General features: G+C 70.0%; 18 protein-coding genes. 13 read left to right on the top strand and 5 right to left on the bottom strand.

Annotated elements, in window-relative coordinates; genetic code table 11:
• Window positions 1-17: 17 nt before the first annotated feature.
• From fabD to AB0N31_RS04695, 5 genes are read left to right on the top strand one after another with little or no spacing between them, the layout of a single operon-like run.
• Window positions 18-3,254 carry an ACP S-malonyltransferase gene (gene fabD / locus AB0N31_RS04715; RefSeq protein ID WP_366056894.1) on the top strand — a complete coding sequence of 1,079 codons (3,237 nt, stop codon included), beginning with the start codon at window positions 18-20 and terminating at the stop codon, window positions 3,252-3,254.
• Between the two features lie 14 nt (window positions 3,255-3,268).
• Window positions 3,269-4,471 (top strand): cytochrome P450, encoded by a 1,203-nt coding sequence (locus tag AB0N31_RS04710; RefSeq protein ID WP_366056893.1) that lies wholly within the window; start codon window positions 3,269-3,271, stop codon window positions 4,469-4,471.
• A gap of 14 nt (window positions 4,472-4,485) precedes the next feature.
• Entirely contained in the window at window positions 4,486-4,905 is a 420-nt protein-coding gene (panD, locus tag AB0N31_RS04705; protein WP_366056892.1) for an aspartate 1-decarboxylase, read from the top strand.
• Window positions 4,906-4,936: 31 nt separating this feature from the next.
• Window positions 4,937-5,893, top strand: a complete 957-nt coding sequence (locus AB0N31_RS04700) for a class I SAM-dependent methyltransferase (protein ID WP_366056891.1) — start codon at window positions 4,937-4,939, stop codon at window positions 5,891-5,893.
• A gap of 9 nt (window positions 5,894-5,902) precedes the next feature.
• A complete protein-coding gene (locus AB0N31_RS04695; protein ID WP_366056890.1) occupies window positions 5,903-7,240 on the top strand; it encodes an acyltransferase domain-containing protein in 1,338 nt (445 codons plus the stop codon).
• Here AB0N31_RS04695 and AB0N31_RS04690 read toward each other — a convergent pair.
• From AB0N31_RS04690 to AB0N31_RS04675, 4 genes are read right to left on the bottom strand one after another with little or no spacing between them, the layout of a single operon-like run.
• The gene (locus AB0N31_RS04690) at window positions 7,232-7,789 is read right to left on the bottom strand and encodes a DUF2087 domain-containing protein (protein ID WP_366056889.1); all 558 of its coding nucleotides are present in this window, start codon (window positions 7,787-7,789) and stop codon (window positions 7,232-7,234) included. The two genes, AB0N31_RS04695 and AB0N31_RS04690, sit on opposite strands and share 9 nt — an antisense overlap.
• A complete protein-coding gene (locus tag AB0N31_RS04685; RefSeq protein ID WP_366056888.1) occupies window positions 7,786-8,118 on the bottom strand; it encodes a DUF6204 family protein in 333 nt (110 codons plus the stop codon). The genes AB0N31_RS04690 and AB0N31_RS04685 overlap by 4 nt, the downstream gene beginning before the upstream one ends.
• A gap of 39 nt (window positions 8,119-8,157) precedes the next feature.
• Window positions 8,158-9,822, bottom strand: a complete 1,665-nt coding sequence (locus AB0N31_RS04680; RefSeq protein WP_366056887.1) for an MFS transporter — start codon at window positions 9,820-9,822, stop codon at window positions 8,158-8,160.
• Window positions 9,823-9,879: 57 nt separating this feature from the next.
• A complete protein-coding gene (locus AB0N31_RS04675; RefSeq protein WP_366057021.1) occupies window positions 9,880-10,512 on the bottom strand; it encodes a TetR/AcrR family transcriptional regulator in 633 nt (210 codons plus the stop codon).
• Window positions 10,513-10,724: 212 nt separating this feature from the next.
• Between AB0N31_RS04675 and AB0N31_RS04670 the strand changes: the two genes are divergently transcribed.
• The 6 genes from AB0N31_RS04670 (at window position 10,725) to AB0N31_RS04645 (ending at window position 15,929) form a co-directional block, all read left to right on the top strand.
• Window positions 10,725-11,942: a cytochrome P450 gene (locus AB0N31_RS04670; protein WP_366056886.1), complete on the top strand. Its 1,218-nt coding sequence runs from the start codon at window positions 10,725-10,727 to the stop codon at window positions 11,940-11,942.
• A gap of 40 nt (window positions 11,943-11,982) precedes the next feature.
• Window positions 11,983-12,765: a HipA family kinase gene (locus AB0N31_RS04665; RefSeq protein WP_366056885.1), complete on the top strand. Its 783-nt coding sequence runs from the start codon at window positions 11,983-11,985 to the stop codon at window positions 12,763-12,765.
• Window positions 12,762-13,157, top strand: coding sequence for a DUF3037 domain-containing protein (locus tag AB0N31_RS04660; RefSeq protein ID WP_366056884.1), 396 nt, complete (start codon window positions 12,762-12,764; stop codon window positions 13,155-13,157). The genes AB0N31_RS04665 and AB0N31_RS04660 overlap by 4 nt, the downstream gene beginning before the upstream one ends.
• 59 nt (window positions 13,158-13,216) lie before the next feature.
• The gene (gene ccrA / locus AB0N31_RS04655) at window positions 13,217-14,581 is read left to right on the top strand and encodes a crotonyl-CoA carboxylase/reductase (RefSeq protein WP_366056883.1); all 1,365 of its coding nucleotides are present in this window, start codon (window positions 13,217-13,219) and stop codon (window positions 14,579-14,581) included.
• Between the two features lie 71 nt (window positions 14,582-14,652).
• Window positions 14,653-15,087, top strand: coding sequence for a hypothetical protein (locus AB0N31_RS04650; RefSeq protein WP_366057026.1), 435 nt, complete (start codon window positions 14,653-14,655; stop codon window positions 15,085-15,087).
• Window positions 15,084-15,929 carry a phytanoyl-CoA dioxygenase family protein gene (locus AB0N31_RS04645; RefSeq protein ID WP_366056882.1) on the top strand — a complete coding sequence of 282 codons (846 nt, stop codon included), beginning with the start codon at window positions 15,084-15,086 and terminating at the stop codon, window positions 15,927-15,929. The genes AB0N31_RS04650 and AB0N31_RS04645 overlap by 4 nt, the downstream gene beginning before the upstream one ends.
• A 369-nt stretch (window positions 15,930-16,298) precedes the next feature.
• Here AB0N31_RS04645 and AB0N31_RS04640 read toward each other — a convergent pair whose 3' ends face one another.
• Complete coding sequence (locus AB0N31_RS04640; RefSeq protein WP_366056881.1) at window positions 16,299-16,538, bottom strand: hypothetical protein; 240 nt, start codon at window positions 16,536-16,538, stop codon at window positions 16,299-16,301.
• A gap of 148 nt (window positions 16,539-16,686) precedes the next feature.
• Between AB0N31_RS04640 and AB0N31_RS04635 the strand changes: the two genes are divergently transcribed.
• Both AB0N31_RS04635 and AB0N31_RS04630 read left to right on the top strand, forming a co-directional pair.
• Window positions 16,687-17,433 carry a transposase family protein gene (locus tag AB0N31_RS04635; RefSeq protein ID WP_366057020.1) on the top strand — a complete coding sequence of 249 codons (747 nt, stop codon included), beginning with the start codon at window positions 16,687-16,689 and terminating at the stop codon, window positions 17,431-17,433.
• Between the two features lie 36 nt (window positions 17,434-17,469).
• Entirely contained in the window at window positions 17,470-17,913 is a 444-nt protein-coding gene (locus tag AB0N31_RS04630; protein WP_366056880.1) for a hypothetical protein, read from the top strand.
• Window positions 17,914-18,214 lie beyond the last annotated feature (301 nt).

Below are 18,214 nucleotides of genomic sequence, written 5' to 3'. Positions count from 1 at the left end.
GAAGAGGACCCCTCACCATGCTGACACCGGTCTTCCTCTTCGCGGGCCAGGGCTCCCAGTACCACGGCATGGGCCGGTGGCTCTACGGTGCCGACCCGGTCTTCCGCGATGCTCTGGACTGTCTGGACGCGGTGGTGCGCGATGTCCACGGCGACTCGGTCATCGCCGCGATCCACCGCGACGGCCGCGGCGCGGAGACGGCGATGACCCGCCTGTCGCTCACACAGCCGGCCATCTTCATGGTCCAGTACGCGCTGGCCCGTATGCTGCGCGCCCGCGGCTTCGAGCCGGAGCTGGTGCTCGGCGCCAGCCTGGGCGAGGTCGTCGCCGCCACGGTGGCCGGCATCTTCGACCCCGAGGAATGCCTGCGCTCGCTGCTGGACCAAGTGGCGCTCTTCGAGGCGGAGTGCCCGCGCGGCGGAATGCTGGCGGTCCTCGCCGACGCCGCCCTCGTCGACCGCGATCCCGCGCTGGCCGGGGCACATCTGGCCGCGATCAACGGGCCGGACAACTTCGTGCTCGCGGGCACGGCCGACCGGCTCGACGACATCGAGCGCCACTTGAACGTCTCAGGTGTGCTCTGCCAACGGCTTCCGGTGCTGTACCCGTTCCACTCACCGCTGATCGACGGCGTGCGCGACGCGTTCACGAAGCTCGTGGGCGGTCTCACCCCGCGACCCGCCACGATCCCGCTGATCTCCGGAACGACCGGTGCCGAGACACACCGCCCCGACTCGGACCACTTCTGGCGGGTCCTGCGCGAGCCGTTCGACCTGGCACGAGCCCTCGAACCGCTGCTGGCCCGCGACGATCTGCTCTTCCTGGACCTGGGCCCGTCCGGGTCGATGGCCAACCTGGTGCGGGCGCGGCTTCCCGAGGGCAGCCGGTCCCGGGTGTTGCCGCTGCTCTCCCCGTACGCCCGGGACGAGGTGCTGTACCAGGCGGTGCTCGACACCCGCTCGCTCATCGCCGCACCGGCTCGACGAACCGAGGTGACCACCATGACCACTGAGACGCCCGTGGCCGACCCCGCCACCCCGGGCGACGGCTTCGACGTCTATGTCTTCCCCGGCCAGGGTGTTCAGGCCAAGGGAATGGGCCGAGACCTGTTCGACCGGTTCCCCGAGCTGGTCGAACGGGCCGACGCCGTCCTGGGGTACTCGATCCGTGAGCTGTGCCTGGAGGACCCCGGCCGCAATCTGCGCGACACCCGGTACACCCAGCCCGCCCTGTACGTGGTCGACGCCCTCACCTGGCTGGCCGTCCTGCAAGAGGGCGGCCGCCTGCCCGACTATCTGCTCGGGCACAGCCTCGGTGAGTTCGCCGCCCTGTTCGCCGCGGGCGTGTACGACTTCGAGACCGGGCTGCGCCTGGTCGCCGAACGCGGCCGGCTGATGGGACAGGTCACCGGCGGCACGATGGCGGCGGTCTCGGCCGTCGACGCCGACCTGGTCCGGGAGGTGCTGGGCGACGCCGAGCTGTCCGGACTGGACATCGCCAACTACAACGCGCCGACCCAGACAGTCATCGCGGGCCCGGCCGACGCGGTCAACCGTGCGCTTGCGGTGTTCAAGGACAAGGGCGCCCGCTGTGCCCCGCTCAACGTCAGCGCCCCCTTCCACAGCCGCTACATGGCGCAGGCCGCGGAGGAGTTCGGGCGCCTGTTGGATGCCACGACGTTCGCCGCCCCGAAGATCCCCGTGATCAGCAACGTCGACGCCCGGCCGTACGCGCCGGACGCCGTGGCTGCTACGCTGCGCCGCCAGATCGTCTCCCCGGTGCGGTGGACCGACAGCATCCGGCTGCTGATGGGCCGAGGTGACTTCCGGGTCCGTGAACTGGGCCCGGGGCAGGTGCTGACCAAGCTGATCGCCCGGATCCGGGAGGAGGCCACACCGCTCCGACCCGAGCCGGAACGGATCGTGGCGCTGACCGAACCGGTCCGTGCTCCGGCGCCGCAGCGCGCGCAGCCGGGTTCGGCGGCGTTCCGGCGCCACCACGGCGTTCGGCACGCCTACGTCGCCGGTGGCATGCACCACGGTGTCAGCTCCGTCGAGCTGGTCGCCCGGCTGGCCCGCTCCGGCCTGCTCGGCTGTTTCGGTGCGGCCGGGCTCCCGCTCGTGGACGTCGCCGACGCGATCCGCGGCATCCGGGCGGCAGCCGGGGCCGCCGCGCCGTTCGGGGTCAACATCACCTACGACCCGTTCAACCCGCGCGCCGAGGCCGACCTGGTCGACCTGCTGGTCCGTGAGAACGTGTGCCTCGTCGAGGCGGCCACCTATGTCGAGGTGACCCCCGCGCTGGTGAGGCACCGTCTGACCGGTGCCCGCATCCTGGCGGACGGCACCGTGCACGCCCCACGCAAGCTGCTGGCCAAGGTGACCCGCCTGGACACCGCCCGCCTGTTCTTCGCGCCGCCGCCGCGCTCCCTCGTGCAACGGCTGGTCGACGACGGACTGCTCACCGCCGAGGAGGCCGCGGCCGGCGAGCGGATCGCCCTGGCCGACGACATCTGCGCGATCGGCGACGGGGCCGACTACACCGACCAGGGCGCACTGCCCGCGCTGCTGCCCTCGGTGCGCAGGCTGCGGGCGCAGCTCGGCGGGGTCGCCTCCGGCGTACGCGTCGGAGGTGGCGGAGGCATCGGCTCTCCGGAGTCGGCCGCCGCCGCTTTCGTACTGGGCGCCGACTTCGTCCTCACCGGATCGATCAACCTCTGCACCGCCGAGAGCGGGCTCAGCGAGGCTGCCAAGGACCTGCTGCCCGACCTCGACGTGCACGACACCGCGTACGCCCCGTACGGCGCGCTGTTCGAGCTCGGCGGCCGGGCCCGGGTGCTGCGGAAGGGCGTCCTCTTCCACGTACGCGCCGGCAAGCTCTACGACCTGTGGCGTACCTACGACTCCTGGGACGCCGTGCCCCGCCAGATCCGGTCCCGGGTGGAACGCGACTACTTCGGCGCAGGTTTCGAGGAACTGGCGTCGCGGGTCGTCCCCGCCGGCGAGCCGGCCGACCCCAAGCGCCGGATGGCCCTGGTCTTCCGCTGGTACTGCGCCCAAGCCCAGCGGTGGGCGATCGAGGGCACCCCGGAGCGCGTCGCGGACTACCAGGTGGCCTGCGGGCCGGCGCTGGGCGCCTGCAACCACTGGCTGCGCGGCACCCCGTACGAGGCCTGGCGCGACCGGCACGCCGACGAGCTGGCCGACCGACTCATCACCGAAGCCGCCGAGATCGTCGGGTCCGCCGGCGTCTAGCAAAGGAGAGCGTTGTGTCCGAGACCGTTCGTCCCGTCGACGGCCTGCCCATGACCCGTGGCACCTGCCCGTTCGACCCCGCACCCGAACTCGCCGAGCTGCGCGCGGAGCAGCCGGTGGCCCGCATGGTCTTCCCGGACGGCCACCTCGGCTGGCTGATCACCGGCTACGACCAGGTCCGCCGGCTCCTCGCCGCCCGGGGCATGAGCTCGCGTGGCGACCTGCTGCGCACCCCCATTCCGCTGCCGATGGCCGGGGACCGGACCGACTTGGCGCCGGGGATGTTCACGGCGATGGACCCGCCGGAGCACACCCACTACCGGCGCCGGCTGACCGCCTGGTTCTCGGCCCGCCGCACCCGGACCATGGAGCCGCGGCTGGCCGAGCACGTCGAGCTGTATCTCGGCAAGATGATCGAGGAAGGCGGCCCCACCGACCTGGTCGCCGCGTTCGCCGAACCGGTCGCCGGTCTGGTGATCTGCGAGTTGCTCGGTGTCCCCGCCGACCGGCGGGACGTGTTCGTCAAGGGCATCAAGGCGCTGCTGACCGTCCACTCCAGCGCGGAGGAGGCGATCGCCGGCTGGCAGAACGTCGGTGGGCAGCTGATGGAGCTGATCCGTTCCAAACGCGAAGAGCCCACCGACGATCTGCTCGGCACGCTGGTCGCCGACGGCGATCTCAGCGACGAGGAACTGGCGACCATCGGCAGCGTGCTGCTCGTGGGCGGCTACGACACCAGCAAGAACATGATCGCGCTGGGCACCTTCGCCCTGCTGGCACATCCGGACCAGTACGCGGCACTGGCCGCGGACCCGGGAGGCCTGGGCGCGGGCGCGGTGGAAGAACTGCTGCGTTATGTGACGGTCATGCACGCCGGCTCGATTCGTGCGGCCGGCGTCGACATGGACTTCGACGGGCACCGCTTCACCGCGGGCGACGCCGTGTCCCTGTCGCTGACCGCGGCGAACCGGGACCCGGCGCTCTGCGAAGACCCGGACCGCCTCGACATCACCCGGCCGCCGGTGGCGCATCTGTCGTTCGGTTACGGCATCCACCAGTGCGTCGGGCAGCAACTGGCGCGGCTGGAACTGCGGATCGCGTTCGAGGCGCTGGCCCGGCGGCTGCCCGAGCTGCGTCTGGCGACACCCGCGGACCAGATCCGCACGAACCCCGAATCGATCATCTACGGCGTCCACGAGCTGCCGGTGACATGGTGAACGGAGATCATCCGGTGTACCGAGAGATGCTCAAGTCGAAGATTCACCGTGCCACGGTGACGCAGGCGGACCTGCACTACGTCGGCTCGCTCACGCTCGACTCGACGCTGATGGCCGCCGCGAACCTGCTGCCCGGAGAGAAGGTCGACGTCGTCGACATCGACAACGGAGCCCGGCTCAGCACCTACGTCATCGAGGGGCCGGCCGGCAGCGGAGTGGTCGGCATCAACGGCGCGGCGGCCCGGCTGATCAGCCCCGGCGACCTGGTGATCATCATCTCGTATGCGGCGATGACCGAGGAACGGGCTCGCTCGTACCGGCCGAGCGTGGTCTTCGTCGACGGCGGCAACCGACCGCAGAACGTCGGTTCCGACCCGGCCGAGGTGCCCGACGGCGCCGACGACCTGATGCGCGGCGACACCGTCGACGCGTGACCGCACCGATCCGGCGAACTCGGAGACCACAATGAGCCAACCCGATGTGATGACCGCCTTCACCGCCGGTCTGGCGGACATCAACCTCGACGAGTCCAGAGCACCCCGCTCGGGGGGGAAGGCCGCCGGGATGAAGTCGGCGAGTTCCTCCATCTACGACATGGCGGCCACCCTGTCCGGCCGCGGCGAACTGTGGAACTGGGGGATGTACGACCCCGACCTGGCAGCCGAGATCGAGGCCCGGCTGCCCGGGTTCACCGAGTTCGGCACCGACGGTTTCAGCGAGCAGCTCTACTACCTGGCCCTGCGCGATCTTCCCGACGGTTTGGACGGGTGCGCCGGCCGGGCGGTCCTTGAGGTGGGCTGCGGGACGGGCGAGGGGCTCAATTTCCTGTCCCGGCTCGTTCCCGGCGCCCGGATGACCGGCCTGGACCTGTCGCCGAAGGCGATCGCCCGGGCCGAGGCCACTCTGGCCCGGGGCGAGAGCCTGCGCTTCGTGCACGGCGATGCCGAGAAGCTGCCGTTCGAAGACTCCTCGGTGGATGTGCTGATCAACATCGAGAGCTCGCACACGTATCCCGATCTGGGCCGCTTTCTGCACGAGGCCGCGCGGGTGCTGCGTCCGGGCGGGACGCTGTCCCACATCGATGTGTTCACCCGTCAGCGGCTGCGGACGATGCGCGGGATCACCGAGGAGATGCCCCAGCTGAAGTGGATCAGCGATCACGACGTCTCCGGTGAGGTCCGCGCCGCGGTGCGCCGCCGGATGGCCCCGGGCAGCCGCTTCCGCCGCACGCTGGACCGGCAGCGGATGAACCCGCTGGTGCGCACGATCGCCACGCACAGTCAGATCCTGATGTTCGGTGGCATGTTCGCCGACTACCAGCCGCCCGCCTCGATCAAGGTGCTCAGCCGGCTGGGCCTCGTGCCGTGGATGAGCGGCCTGCCGATGGAGAGCTATCGGCACCAGGTCGCCGTCCGAGTGTGAGGGGGAGAAGTGACCGTACGGCTGTTCGCCGTCGCCGCCGAGACCGAGGACGGCCTGCTCGCCGCGATCCGCGGGCACGTCGGCCGGATCCGCGCCGGCAGGGATCTGCCCTCGCTGGCCCGGTACTGCCACGACGCGGCAGCCGGGACGACCGGTCTGGCACACCGGGCCGCTGTCGCCGCCGAGTCGTACGACGACCTCGCCGAGGGCCTGGACAAGCTGGTGCAGGGGCGGGCCGACCGGGCGTCGGCTCCGCCGCCGTCCCGCCGGCCGGGACTGGTGTTCGTCTTCGCCGGTCAGGGCGCTCAGTGGGACGGCATGGGCCTGGAGCTGCTGGCCACCGAGCCGGTATTCCGCGCGGCGCTGCGGCGCTGCGACGAACGGGTACGCGAGCTGGCCGGCTTCTCGGTGATCCAGCAGTTGCGGGCCGACCCGGCGGTGTCGCGGCTCGGTGAGATCGACGTGCTGCAGCCGACGATGGTGTCGTTGCAGATCGCCCTGGTGGCCCTGTGGCGCAGCTGGCGCGTGGAGCCGGACGCGGTGACCGGGCACAGCATGGGCGAGATCTCCGCCGGGTACGCGGCCGGAGCGCTCACCCTCGACGACGCCCTGCTGATCGCATGCCGCCGCAGCGCTCTGCTGCGGCGGATCGCCGGCCGGGGTGCGCTGGCCACCACCGAGCTGTCACCCGAGGCCGCGCACGCCCTGGCCGCCTCCAGTGGAGGCCGTATCTGCGTCGCCGGGGAGAACAGTCCCCGCTCGACCGTGCTGGCCGGGGACACCGGCACGCTGACCGCGGTGGTCGAGGACCTCGACCGGCGCGGCGTCTACTGCCGGATGGTGCGGGGCACGGTCGCCTCGCACAGCCACTACGTCGATGAACTCCGCGACGACCTGGCCGCGGCGCTGCGCTCGCTGAGCCCGGTGCCGTCACGGGTGCCGTTCTACTCGACCGTGACCGCGGCGCCGGTGCCCGGCACCGAACTCGGGCCGGCGTACTGGATGCGCAACTTGCGGGAGCCGGTCCGGTTCGCCGCCGCCACCGGCCGGCTGGCCGAGGACGGTCATGAGATCTTCGTCGAGGTCAGCACCCATCCGGTGCTGCTCAGCAGCCTGCGGCAGACGCTGGAGAGCGCCGGACGGCCGGGGGAGGTGCTGCCCTCCGGCCGCCGGCGGACCGAACGCCGGGCCATGCTGTCGTCGCTCGGCACGCTCTTCACGTACGGCCGCGACCCGCACTGGCCGACGTCCGTCCCGCCGGCGCCGGTGCTCACGCCCTACCAGGCCGCCGTCCTGGAGGCTGTCCGGTGCCCGCGGCCCTCGCCGGTCGCGACGGGCTCAGGATGACTGCCGGGGCCCGACGAGGGAAACGAGCCGGTAGGCGCCCGACGCGCGGTGCAGGAAGCCGTCGTCGACCAGGAACCGCCGCAGCGAGACCGGGTCCACGGTGGTGCCCTCGCACCACGGCCGCAGCAGATCGGTCACGGTGCGCTCGTCGTACTCCCGGTCGGCCTCGAAGGTCGTCGCCGCCACATGGTGCAGCACGGCCTGCCGGGTCTCGTCGTCGTCCTCCGGCAGCCGGACCAGCACCGTGCCACGGACGTAGCCGCGCAGCCCGGGATCGGGCTGTTCGGCCTCCGCCTGCTCCCGCTGGCGGCGTCCGGCGATCTCGGCCGCGGCGTCCAGGGCGGCCTCGTCGACGGCCAGCCGGCCCCGGCCCTGGGCGACGACCAGGCCTTCGCGCAGCAGCCGGCCGATCGCCGGGGCGGCCTCCGGGGCGGCGAGCCCGGTTGTGGCGAGGATCTCCGCGGACGTCGACGAGCCCAGGGCCATGGCCGAGAAAACCCGCCGCAGAGCGGAGTCGGAAAGGAGAACGGTGAATGTCTCGGGCGTCATCGTCCCCGTCGCTTGATCTTGATGGTTTCCAGGTCGGTGCAGACGGACCGCAGATCGCGCACATCGGCGCCGAGGTCCCGGACGGCGGCCGTGGCCAGTTCCTCGGCCCCGGCGACGACCTCGTCGATCTTGTCCTCGGCGTCGGCCTTCACGACACAGCGGAAGGTGAAGGTGAGCAGGGCCCGCTCGTAGGTGAGGGTGCCCTCCTCGGTGAACTTCGACTGGAACAGGTCGTGCTTGTCGGCCACGGCCAGCAGCTTGGCGCGCTGGTCGTCGTCGAGCGGCGCGAATTTGCCGTAGACGATGATCTGGTAGTTCTTGCGGGGCATGGTGGTGGTGCTCCTCAGGTGTCGGGAGGACGGGGACGGTCAGGACGCGCCCAGCCGCCGCGGTTGCCGCGGCAGCAGGAACAGCAGGCAGATCACCGCGGCCAGGCCTGCGGACGCCCAGTAGAGCGCTTCGCTGAAGGTGGCGGTGAACGTCCCGGAGTTGATGTCGGCCAGCGCGTTTCCGATCGCCTCCTGCTCGGCGGGGTCACCGGCGCCGAGGGCGCGGCAGGTCTCGGGCACGGCGGTGAGGTCGGCCTGGCTGTGGGCGTCGACGGCGCAGGCGCGGATCTCGGCCTGCTGCGAGGCGACGGCCGGGATGCTCGGCAGCACCCGGTCGGCTTGCGTGCCCGTATTGGAGGCGAGGCCGGAGAAGAAGATCGCACCGATGACGGCCACGCCGAGGGCGGCGCCGAGCTGACCGGCCGCGTTGATCAGGCCGGACGCCGCGCCGGCCTCCCGCGGCTCGACATCGTTGATGGTCATGCCGGTCAGCGGGGCCAGCAGCATGCCCATGCCGGAGCCGAGCAGCAGCATCGGGACGACGGCGTGCCAGGAGGTGATCCCGTCGCCGGCCAGGTGGGCGATCCACGCGTACAGCAGGAGCCCGGCCATCATCAGCAGCGCCCCGGCGAACAGGCAGTTGCGTCCATAGAGGGGGAACAGCTTGCGGACGGCGAAGTTGCCGGCGATCGGGACGCCCAGCGAGAACGGGATCGCGGTGAGACCGGTGTGCAGCGCCGACCAGCCGAGACCGCCCTGCAGATAGAGCGTCCAGCTGAGGAAGAAGCCGGCCGGGATGCAGCTGAACAGCAGCTGGGCGCCGACCCCGGCACCGAAGGTCCGGATCTTGAACAGGGAGAGGACGACCAGGGGCGATCCGTCCTTGGCGGTCTTGTATCGCTCGTAGTACACGAACGCCACGAGGACCGGTACGGAGGCGATGAGCGAGGCGATGCTCCAGGCCGGCCAGCCGAGTTCGCGGCCGCGCAGCAGGGGCAGCAGCAGCAACAGCAGGCCGGTGGTCACCAGCACCATGCCGACCAGGTCCAGCCGGGTGGCGCGGGGCGACTTCGACTCGCGCATCCACATCGAGCCGGCGATCAGGGCGGCCACGCCGAACGGCAGGTTGACCACGAAGACGGTCCGCCATCCCAGGTCGGCCGGATCCCAGGAGATCAGCACGCCGCCCAGCAAGGGTCCGGCGACGATGGCCAGGCCGATCATGCTGGCGTACAGGCCGACGACCCGTCCGATCTCCGCTGCCGGGAAGGTCACGTAGATGATCGCCAAGACCTGCGGCACCATGATCGCGGCGGCGATGCCCTGCAGGACCCGGGAGGCCACCAGGACTTCGGCGTTGGGCGCGAAGGCGCACAGGGCCGAGGCCAGGACGAAGCCGGCGACGCCGAAGAGGAAGGCTCGCTTGCGGCCGAAGATGTCGCCGAGACGGCCGCCGGTGATCAGGGTGACCGCGAAGGACAGGGTGTAGCCGACGTTCAGCGCCTGGACGGCGGCCGAGGAGGCGCCGAGGTCCTCCTGGATGCTCGGGATCGCCACGGTGACGATGTTGACGTCGAGCAGGTCCATGAAAGTCGCGGCAAGCAGGACGATCAGCGCCAGCCAGCGCTTGGGGTCCGGACCGTCGGCAGCGACGGGCGGCCCGAGAGCCGCCTCCGCCGTCGTCGACTTCGCTTCCTCGCTCATGGGTTGTACTCCAGTTCTTCGGTATGGCGTGGCCGGCAGAAGGAACCGGCCATCGACTCAGGAAGTGGTGCCGTTCTCCGGGGCGGGCGGTCCGGCGGGTTCGGTGGCACCGGCGGGTTCGGTGGCGCCGGTGCGGGCCAGCGCGGTCCACGACCGCATCAGCAGATCCACCACGTCCATGACGCCTCCCGCCGGGCTGGCACCGGCCGAGAGCACGCGCTGGATGGAGAGCCCGTCGTCCAAGGCGTGCACGATCAGGGCGAGCAGCTCCACCGGTGCGGGTGGTGTGACCGACCGGGCGGCGAAACCCTGCGTGAGGGCCTGGGCCATCGCCTCGCGGGAACGGCGCTCGCGGTCGGCCAGCAGGGACATCACTGCCGGATCGCGCATGCCGTAGAGCCACAGTTCGGTGCGCAGGGCCAGCCAGCTCGCGAAGTTCTTGTCCCGCTCGCGGTGCCAGGTGCGCAGGTACTCGATCGTCTCTTCGAACGAGCCGGCGTTGGCGCTGAGTGCCTGCACCTCGGCCAGTTCGCGCTCGGTGCGCTGCTCCAGGAGGGCCAGGATCAGCTGCTGCTTGCCGTCGAAGTTGCCGTAGAAGGCGCCCCGGGTGTACCCGGCGCGCTCCACGATCTGTTCGACCGAGGTGCCGTTGACGCCGCATTCGGCGAACAGGTCGGCCGCCGCCTGCAGCAGCTCCTGGCGAGTGATTTCCCGGCTCTCCTGCCGGGTGAGTCGTTTGCTGATGATCGGCCTCCTTCTGAGAACTCAGATACAGTATCGCATTCTGATACAGTCCTGAATCTGAATACTGCATGGTTCAACCCGGGGTGTGTCGCATCGCTCGCCGACGGCCCCCGTCAACACCCGGATCAGCGTTGTGAAGCTAGTGAATGGGGATGTTGGTGACCGGAACATTCGACTGGACAGACGTCGAGTTCGACCTGTCCGACGTGAACTTCGTGACCGACCGTGAGGCGGGGGAGCGCTGGACAGGCGCGCCCCGACCGGTGTGCCCGGGCCGCTTCTCCGACGGCAACGACGTCTACGTCGTCACCCGCTACGAGGCGGTCCGCAGCCTCTTCGCCGACCGCCGGGTCAGCAACCACCCGCCGGAGGGCGTCCACCTCGACAGCATGCGCCGCCGCGGCGTGCCCGAGGAACTGCTCAAGTACTTCGACTCGACGATCATGACGATGGTGCCGGAGGACCACCGGCGAGTGCGGTCCCTGATCGACCGGGCGTTCTCGGTGCGCCGGGTCAAGTCCCTGCGCCCCCGGATCGAGCTGCTCGCGGACCAGCTGCTCGACCGGATGGATCCCGAAGGCGAGACGGACCTCGTCGCCGAGTACGCCCACCCGATCTCCACCACGGTCATCTGCGAACTCCTCGGCGTCGACGACGAGTACCGCGATCAGTGGCTGAAGTGGTCCGAGGCGTTCACCACCTTCGTCCGCCCCGACCCGGAGATCCTGCCGCCCGCGCTGCACGGCATGGTCGACACCGTCATCCGGCTGATAGGCGCGCGCCGCGCCCAGCCCGGCGACGACCTGATCTCCGACCTGGTCCAGGTCAGCGACGAGACCGAGAAGCTCGACGAGGTCGAACTCGTCGCCCTGGTCCTGGTCCTGGTGCAGGCCGGCCTCGACACGGTCCGGCACTCGATCTCGCTCAGCTTCTTCAACCTCCTGACCCACCCCGACCAGCTGGAGCTGGTCAAGACGCAGCCGGAGAACACCGTCCGGGCGGTGCGCGAGCTGATGCGCTACTCCGGCCCGATCAAGATGGCCCTGCCGCGCTTCGCCGCGGAGCCGATCGAGATCGACGGGGTGACCATCCCCAAGGACGGCCAGATCCAGCTCGTGGTCGGCGCCGCCAACAACGACCCCGAGCGGTTCACCAACCCGCGCGTCCTCGACGTCACCCGCGCCGACAACCCGCAGCTCAGCTTCGCCGCCGGCGACCACTTCTGCCCGGGGACGTCGCTGGCCACGGCGGAGACCGAGATCGCGCTCAACAAGCTGTTCGCGCGCTTCCCCGACATCCGCCTGGCCGCCGACCCCGACGACGTCGGCCCACGCTTCCTGAAAGCCGTCACACGACTGCCCGTCCGGCTCGTGTGACCACCGTATCCATGCCCGACAACGAACAGCAGGATGAGTTTTGTTGCAAAGAGTCTTAGGAACGCAGTACCTGACCCCCCTGCGTGAGGGCGGATCGCTGCCCGGCTTGGTGGAAGCCGACAACGACGGCGTCTACGTCGTGAAGTTCCGCGGCGCAGGCCAGGGCACCGCGGCCCTGGTCGCAGAGATCGTCGTCGGCGAACTCGGCCGGCGACTGGGCATCCGTGTCCCCGAGCTCGTCACCGTCGACATCGACCCGGAAATGGCGCGCCGCGACCCCGACCAGGAGATCCAGGAGCTGCTGCGGGCCAGCGCCGGCGAGAACCTGGGCATGGACTTCCTGCCCGGGTCGGTCGGTTACGACGGGGTCGGGTGGGAGCCGCCCGCCGAGGAGGCCGCCAGGATCTACTGGCTGGACGCGCTGACCGCCAACGTCGACCGCACCTGGTCCAACCCCAACCTGATCATCTGGCACCGCCAGCTCTGGGCCATCGACCACGGTGCCGCACTGCTGTTCCAGCACTCCTGGCCGGCCGTCGCCGCCTGGGCCGAGCGCCGGTACGACCTGTCCCAGCACGTGCTCGCCGACCTGGTCGCTTCCCTCGACCCGGCCGTGCTCGCCAAACTCGACGCCGAACTCGCCGAGACGGTGACCGCCGAGGCACTGACCGAGATCACAGCCTTGGTCCCGGACAGCTTCCTGCTGGGCATGAACTCCGTTCCCCAGGAAGCGGACCCGGCCGACCTGCGGCAGCGCTACGTGGACTACCTGCTCACCCGATGCGCCGGACCCCGCGCGTGGTGGCCGGAGGAGGACGCATGACCACCGCCACGCCGTCCGTCCTCAGCTTCGACTACGCCCTGCTGCGCGCCGTCCCGCGAGTCGACCGCAGCGAACAGATCAACGTCGGGGCGCTGCTCTACTGCCCCGGCGCGGACTTCCTCGGCGCCGCGGTCCACATCGACGCCGATCGGCTTCGCGCGCTCGACCCCGACATCGACATCGACATGGTCACCGCGGCCCTGGACACCATCCGCGCGGTGTGCGCGGGCGGCCCCGAGGGCGGTCCCGCCGGGGCCGGCACGCGCGGGGCACGCTTCGGCTGGCTCACCGCACCCCGCAGCACCGTGATCCAGACCAGTCCCGTGCACGGCGGACTCACCACCGATCCGGCCGCCGAGCTCAAGCGCCTGATGGGACGGCTCGTGCACTGACCCGGGAGGCGGCCCGCCGGTCCCCCTGCTTCCGCAGTCGCGTACACGGAGGAGCACAGATGCAAGACATCATCAGCGCCGTTCTCGACCCGGACACCCAGCCGGAGGACTTCGCCGCCCTGCCCGTCCCGGAGAGCTACCGCGCGGTGACCCTGCACGCGGACGAGGCCGAGATGTTCGTCGGAGTCGCGGCCGCGGACCGCGATCCGCGCCGGTCGGTGCACCTCGACGAGGTCGCCGTTCCCCAAGTCGGGCCCGGGGAGGCGCTGGTGGCGGTGATGGCCAGCTCGATCAACTACAACACCGTGTGGTCCTCGCTCTTCGAACCGCTGCCGACCTTCACGTTCCTGGCCCGGTACGGCCGTCGCTCACCCCTGGCCCGGCGGCACGACCTGCCCTACCACGTCATCGGCTCCGACCTCTCCGGAGTCGTGCTGCGCACCGGGCCCGGCGTGTTCGCGTGGAAGCCCGGCGACGAGGTCGTCGCGCACTGTCTGTCGGCCGAGTTGGAGGCGCCCGACGGGCACAGCGACACGATGCTCGACCCGGACCAGCGCATTTGGGGGTACGAGACCAACTTCGGCGGTCTGGCCCAACTGGCGCTGGTCAAGGCGAACCAGCTGATGCCCAAGCCGGTGCACCTGACATGGGAGGAGGCCGGCACGCCCGGTCTGGTCGCCTCCACCGCGTACCGGCAGCTGGTCTCCCGCAACGGCGCCCAGCTGAAGCAGGGCGACAACGTGCTCATCTGGGGCGCGTCCGGTGGCGTGGGGGCGTTCGCGACGCAGTTCGCGCTGGCCGGCGGCGCGAACCCGATCTGCGTGGTGTCCAGCCCGGCCAAGGCCGCCCTCTGCCGGGCGATGGGCGCCGACGCGGTCATCGACCGCGCCGACGAGGGCTACACGTTCTGGAAGGACGAATACGCCCAGGACCCGGCGGAATGGAAACGGTTCGGCCGCCGGATCCGGGAGCTCACCGGCGGTGAGGACCCCGACATCGTCTTCGAGCATCCTGGCCGGGACACCTTCGGCGCCTCGGTGTACGTCACCCGCAAGGGCGGCACCATCGTGACCTGCGCCTCCACCTCCGGCTACCGCCACGAGTACGACAACCGCTACCTGTGGATGTCGCTCAAACGGATCGTCGGATCGCATTTCGCCAACTACCGGGAGGCGTGGGAGTCCAACCGCCTCATCGCCAAGGGCAAGATCCACCCCACCCTCTCCCGAACGTACGCCCTGGAACACGCCGGTCAGGCAGTCGACGACGTGTACCGCAACCGGCACATCGGCAAGGTCGGCGTGCTGGCCCTGGCACCGCACGAGGGGCTGGGCGTCCGCGACACCGCGATGCGCGACAAGCATCTCGACGCGATCAACCGCTTCCGGCAGACGGAGTCGCCGCGAGACCGGGAACTCGTATGACCGGGTATGCGACGGCGCTCTCCACGCCGGGAGGGACCCCACACATGTCACCCCCGAAGAACCGTCGCATCGTGGAGGAGACGGTCCCGGAGTCGTTCCTGGACTGGCCCATCGTGGCCGGTGACGTGGCCGAGATCTTCGACGACGTGGAGCGGACACCAAGCCTGCTCAGGCAACGCTGGGCCGAGGGAAGCACAAGCTGTGGACCCATTGGCAGGACGCCGTACAGGAGCGCGGCACGGCACGCGGCCCTGGTCCGGATGTGCCGGGAGATCGACGTGCTCACCCCGGAGGATGCTTACGCCGTCTGGCAGGGCGACGGCGGGCCGATCCCCGTCGCATCTCTGTTCCGGCTCTACGACTACTCCTGGCCACCAGCAGACCGCGGCGTACGGGCATTTCGGCCGGGAACTGCCGGACCTGAAGTGGGAGAGCACCGAGCGCGCCCAGAGCCTCAGGGACATCGCGTCCTGAACTACACGCCTTCATGGAGGGGAAACGAATGACCGACAAAAACCTCGTCACGGTACGCTCCGACGCCGATCTCGACCAAGTGTGCAATCTCCTTGATGAGCATGGCGCCGTCGTCGTGGAGGATTTCCTGGCCCCCGACACCCGACAGGCGCTCTGGGCCGACCTGGGTCCCGCGCTGGAGAAGTTCGGCTACGGCGACAATGATTTCTCCGGGCACAAGACCAAACGGATGTCCTCGCTGTTCGCCCGTAGCCGGCACACGGCCGCCGTCGCGCTGCACCCGTTGTTCCTCGGGGCCGCCCGCCGACTCATTCAGCAGCCCGTGCCGGTGTGGTTCAGCGGTCAGCAGGTGAACATCTCACCCAACATCCAGATCAGCGCAACCCAGGTGATCCAGATCTGGCCCGATGAGGGTGCGCAGTGGCTGCACCGCGACGATACCTCTCACCTGCGGCCCTACCCCGCGCCCACCACCCGGGTCCAGGTCATGGTCGCGATGACCGATTTCACTGCGGAGAATGGCGCGACCATGACGATCCCGGGGAGTCACCGCTGGGACGATGAGCGGGCACCGCAGCGCGACGAGGCGGTGCCGGCCGAGATGCCGGCCGGATCCGCGCTGATCTGGCTCGGCGGTCTCTATCACGGTGGCGGGCATAATGCGTCCACCGAGCCGCGTACCGGGCTGACCCTGTCGTATATCGCCGGCAACATGCGACAGGAGGAGAATCAGTATCTCGCGGTGCCGATGGACGTGGTCCGCGAGTACCCCGAAGAGTTGCAGCGTCTGCTGGGCTACGACGTCTGTCCTCCATTCCTCGGCTGGTACGAATCCAGTAACCCGCATGCTCTGCTCGCCGAGCGCGCCGTTTGACGAGCTTCCCGCATCGGCCGTCATCCGCCTTCGACTTCCGAAGCTGAAAGACTGAGGATCTCGGTTTCCCTTCCTGTTTCTTGTCGGCGTGAACACGTTCCTTTATTGCGACGCAGGCGCCCGGCGAATTCACCCGAGAACCGGTAGGCGTCCCGGTGGGGACGCCTACCGGAGTCCTCGGAGGGCGTTTTGCTCAACCTCGATCCGTCAGCGGTGATCGCCACTTGTCGATGCGGTGATTTCACCCTGTTTGTTCCGTTGCTGTGTGGGTGGGGTCGTCGCGTGTCGCTGCGGCTGCGCCGGGGTCCACGGGCCCGGAGACCGCGGGGGCTCTCCTTCCTTGTTCTCGTGGGGACGGGTTCGTGCTGGTCAAGTGACCTGATACGGGCTGGTGAGCCGGTTCCAGGCGAGGGCGAAGGCGGCCGACCAGGGCCATGATGCGTCGAGGCGGAGGTGCCGGATGCGGGCATGCCGGACGAGACGACCGGTCTGGTGGTAGATCCGCATCCGCATGGTCTGGGGCTCGGCGTCAACCGGGTCCTCCTGGTCGTGGAGGACGAGGAGGCGGAGCCAGTCGTCGAGGTCGGCCGCGATGTTCGCCGCGAGCATCCAGCTCCTGTTCGTCGTCCGGGATTTGGCGGGCGATGACGGCTGACGGTCGGGGCCCGTGACGCGGCAGGGCCTCCTGGTCGTTTCGGCTGGTGATCTCACTCGCCAACGTCTGGACACAGGAGCCCTGTTGGTCCCGTATCGAGCCATGCCCGACGTCCCGCACGAGGTCGTTGAGCACGTTTCCTGGCTGATCTACGCCCGAAGGTATGAGCTGAACTCCCGCCGGCGCAGGCTGGGCTGCTTCCGGCAGGCTCTGCTGGTCCTGGTGCACCTGCGCAAGAACGAGACTCTGGCCCAGGTCGCCGCGGGGTTCGGCGTCTCCACCGCCACCGCCGGCCGGTACGTGAGCGAGACGGTCGGCCTTCTCGCCGAGCGCGCCCCGAGCCTGCACGAGGCCCTGCGCGAGCTGTCGCCAAAGGGGTTCGTCCTCCTCGACGGCACCCTGACCGCCACCGACCGTATCGCGGCGGACGAGCCGTACTGCTCGATGAAACACCGCCGTCACGGGATGAACGTGCAGGCCGTGGCCGCTCCGGACGGAACACCCCTGTGGTTCTCGCGAGCATTGCCCGGCCGCCCCCACGACCTGACCGCAGCCCGCGCCCACGGTGTGATCCAAGCCTGCCTGTCCCGTCAGCTCCTCGTCCTGGCCGACCGCGCCCACCAGGGGGCCGGCGCCACCGTCCGCACTCCCCACTACCGTCACCACGAGCTTCCCGAGGACTGCCAGCAGTACAACCGGGACCATGCCCGGCTGCGAGCACCGGGCGAACGCGCCTTCGCCCTCCTCAAGCAATGGCGGATCCTCCGCAAGGCCCGGTGCAGCACCAACCGCATCGGGCGCACGGTCGCTGCCATTCACGCCATCGAGATCACCTGGCGTTCAGGATGAGAAGCGTTCAGTCATCGACTTGAAATGTAGTGATCGGTGTGGGATTTCCTTGTCTCTGCCGTTCTTGGTCGTTCTGGACGCACGGGCTACAGCGCCGCGTTCGAGGAAGCGGTCACCCATCCCGTCGGCGATCTGCTGACCCTCGACCGCGTCAGTCTCGACAAGGCGTGGAGGGGTTTCGGACTGGGCCCGGCGCTGGCCGTCGAGGCGATCCGCCCTCTGTCCGGGGGCTGTTGCGCGGTAGCGGTGTTTCCCGGCATGGGCGAGCACCCCGAAGACCGTGAGCAGGTCACCGAGGCCTATCGGCTCCAGGCGAAGAAGAAGATCGCCGCATTGTGGGAGAGCATCGGCTTCCAGCCGTACCGCCGCGGGGTATGGCTCCTGGACACCGCCCTGCGCCGACCGGAGGAACTCATGCAGGCCCGCCGCGCTCAACTGCGCGCGCTCGGTACGGCCTTCCAACAGCCCGGGTCCGTCTGAGAGCGGTCCCGGCGGACGCCGCGGCCGGCGCAGACGGCACCGGCGCGTGCCGGCGAGACCGCGTACGATCCGGCTTTGCCTGCGGGCGCCGCATCGCGCGGACAACACGAACGGCGACGAAAACAGACAGCGGGGGAGCGGGGCATCGTGGGGGAGCGGCAGCCGGTGGACGAGGACATCCAGGACGCGCTGGACTGGGCACGGCAGCGCCTCAAGGAGATGGGCGTCTTCGAGGCGGAGGACGGACTGCGGTGGGCAAACTTCACATCGCTCATGTCGCAGACGTCAGCGGCACCAAAAT

Source organism: Streptomyces sp. NPDC051051 (genome assembly GCF_040682975.1).
Classification (GTDB): Bacteria; Actinomycetota; Actinomycetes; order Streptomycetales; family Streptomycetaceae; genus Streptomyces.
The sequence above is the reverse complement of the archived record's forward strand: the minus strand, read 5'-3'. Positions and strand labels throughout refer to the sequence as shown.